Source organism: Sphingobium sp. ba1 (genome assembly GCF_000743655.1).
Lineage (GTDB): Bacteria > Pseudomonadota > Alphaproteobacteria > Sphingomonadales > Sphingomonadaceae > Sphingobium.
Genome location: NZ_JPPQ01000047.1, coordinates 1 through 2,044, shown reverse-complemented (window position 1 = coordinate 2,044; position 2,044 = coordinate 1). Strand labels below are relative to the sequence as shown.

The window sequence follows — 2,044 nt, the reverse complement described above, 5'->3', positions numbered from 1 at the left end:
TGGCGAGCGGCACCAGCAGGGCCAGCAACGCCGTCAGTGCGGCGGGAAAGAGCAGGCTCAAGCCCATGGTCAGACTGCCGCGAACAGGCGGCGCAGCGGCAGATCGACCGGCTCGTCCAGCATATGCGCGACATGGACCACGCCCGCTGCGTCCAGCCGGGCATGGAGCGCAGCGCGCGCTTCGCCGAAGCGGGCCAGAAATTCGGCGCGCAGGGCGACGCCATCGGCGAGCAGTTCCTCGCCGGTTTCGGGATCGCGAAAGCGATAGCCGCCGGTGAAGGGGAAATCGCGCTCGGCGAGCGTCAGCATCTCGACCACCAGCGTCTCGCGTCCGGCGGCGGCCAGTTTCTCGACCAGCGCGACCGCGCCCTCGTCGAAACAATCGCTCAGCAAGATGACCAGATCATGCGCGCCGATCCGCTCCCACACCGGGGCAAGCTGGTCTTCGGGCGGGAAGCCGGTCGCGGTGCGCAGCGCCAGCAGGTCGAGCAGCAGCCGGTCGCGCTGGCGCAGGCCCGTGGCGGGGGGGAGCAAAGTGAGGCCGCTGTCGCCCAAGGCCATCAGGCCGAACCGGTCGCCCTGCTGCATCGCCAGTTCGCCGATCGATGCAGCCATCGCCTTGGCAGCGTCGAAGCGGCTATAGTCGGGGCGGCCCGCATCGGCCTGGCCCATCGATGCGCTGGCGTCGATGAGAATCCAGACCGCCACCGGGCTTTCGCGCTCGGCTTCGCGCACGAAGAATTTGTCCGACCGCGCATAGAGTTTCCAGTCGATCTGGCGCAGCTCGTCGCCCGGTTCATAGGCGCGATATTGGGCGAATTCCAAACCCGCGCCGCGGCTGTGGCTTTGGTGCAGGCCGATGCCATGCTGCCCGACCGCGCGCCGCGTGACGAGGCGCAGGCCTTTCAGCCTGCGGCGAACATCGGCGGGGATCAGGTCGGCCATGCTACGCGATCAGGCGAGCGGCACGGCGCGCAGCAGCGAGGCGATGACGTCGTCGGCGCTGCGTCCCTCGGCCTCGGCCGCGAAGGACAGCAGCAAGCGATGGCGCATCACCGGCGCGGCCAGCGCGACAATATCGTCGCGTGTGGCGGCGAGGCGACCTTGCAGCAGCGCGCGCGCCTTGGCGGCCAGGATCAGAGACTGGCCCGCGCGCGGCCCGGCGCCCCATTTGACATAGCGGGCGATGTCATCGGGCGCGCCGTCGCCGGGGCGGCTGGCGCGGATGATCCGCGTCACCCAGTCGAGCAGCTCGTCGCCGAAATGCACGTCGCGTACCAGCTTCTGCAGCGCCAGCACTTCCTCGCCCGCCATCACGGCGGGGACGGTGCCGGACTTGGACCCGGTGGTTTGCGCCAGGATTGCGCGCTCCTCCGCTTCGCTCGGATAATCGACGCGGATATGCAGCAGGAAGCGGTCGAGCTGGGCTTCGGGCAGGGGGTAGGTGCCTGCCTGCTCCAGCGGGTTCTGCGTCGCCAGCACGAAGAAGGGGGCGGGCAGGCGGTGGGTGACGCCGGCATAGCTGACCGTCTTTTCCTGCATCGCCTCCAGCAGTGCCGCCTGCGTCTTGGGCGGGGTGCGGTTGAGTTCGTCGGCGAGCAGCAGATTGGTGAAGACCGGGCCGGGCTGGAAGCGGAAGCTGCGATGGCCGGTGCCATGGTCTTCCTCCAGCAATTCGGTGCCCAAAATGTCGCTGGGCATCAGGTCGGGCGTGAACTGGACGCGACGAAAGTCGAGCTTCAACGCTTCGCCGAGCGAGCGGACGAGCAGGGTCTTGCCCAGGCCCGGCACGCCTTCGAGCAGGCAATGGCCACCGGCGAGCAGGCCGATCAGCAATTGTTCGACGACATCGGCCTGGCCCACGATCGCCTGGCCGATCGCCGCGCGCAATTGGGTGAGCGCGGCCAGGCGCGTCTGGATGTCGGCTTCGGTGAGGTCGGTCATTGGGCTTCCTAACTTAAAGGCCGTCATCCCCGCGCAGGCGGGGATCCATCTCCGGCGCTATCTCCTGGCGCGCTGGTGGGAGATGGGTTCCCGCCTGCGC

2 protein-coding genes are annotated in these 2,044 nt (G+C 68.7%); both read right to left on the bottom strand.

Going from position 1 to position 2,044, the window contains the following annotated elements; all coding sequences use genetic code 11:
* Positions 1-69: 69 nt before the first annotated feature.
* On the bottom strand, positions 70-945 hold the full coding sequence (locus IL54_RS02600) for a DUF58 domain-containing protein (RefSeq protein WP_037472933.1): 876 nt from the start codon (positions 943-945) through the stop codon (positions 70-72).
* A 9-nt stretch (positions 946-954) separates the two neighbouring features.
* Positions 955-1,944 carry an AAA family ATPase gene (locus IL54_RS02595; protein ID WP_037472931.1) on the bottom strand — a complete coding sequence of 330 codons (990 nt, stop codon included), beginning with the start codon at positions 1,942-1,944 and terminating at the stop codon, positions 955-957.
* Positions 1,945-2,044: the final 100 nt, after the last annotated feature.

Coding starts and splice junctions, on each gene's coding strand:
- IL54_RS02595 (WP_037472931.1), bottom strand. CDS start 1,944: ATGACCGACCTCACCGAAGCCGACATCCAGACGCGCCTGGCCGCGCTC.
- IL54_RS02600 (WP_037472933.1), bottom strand. CDS start 945: ATGGCCGACCTGATCCCCGCCGATGTTCGCCGCAGGCTGAAAGGCCTG.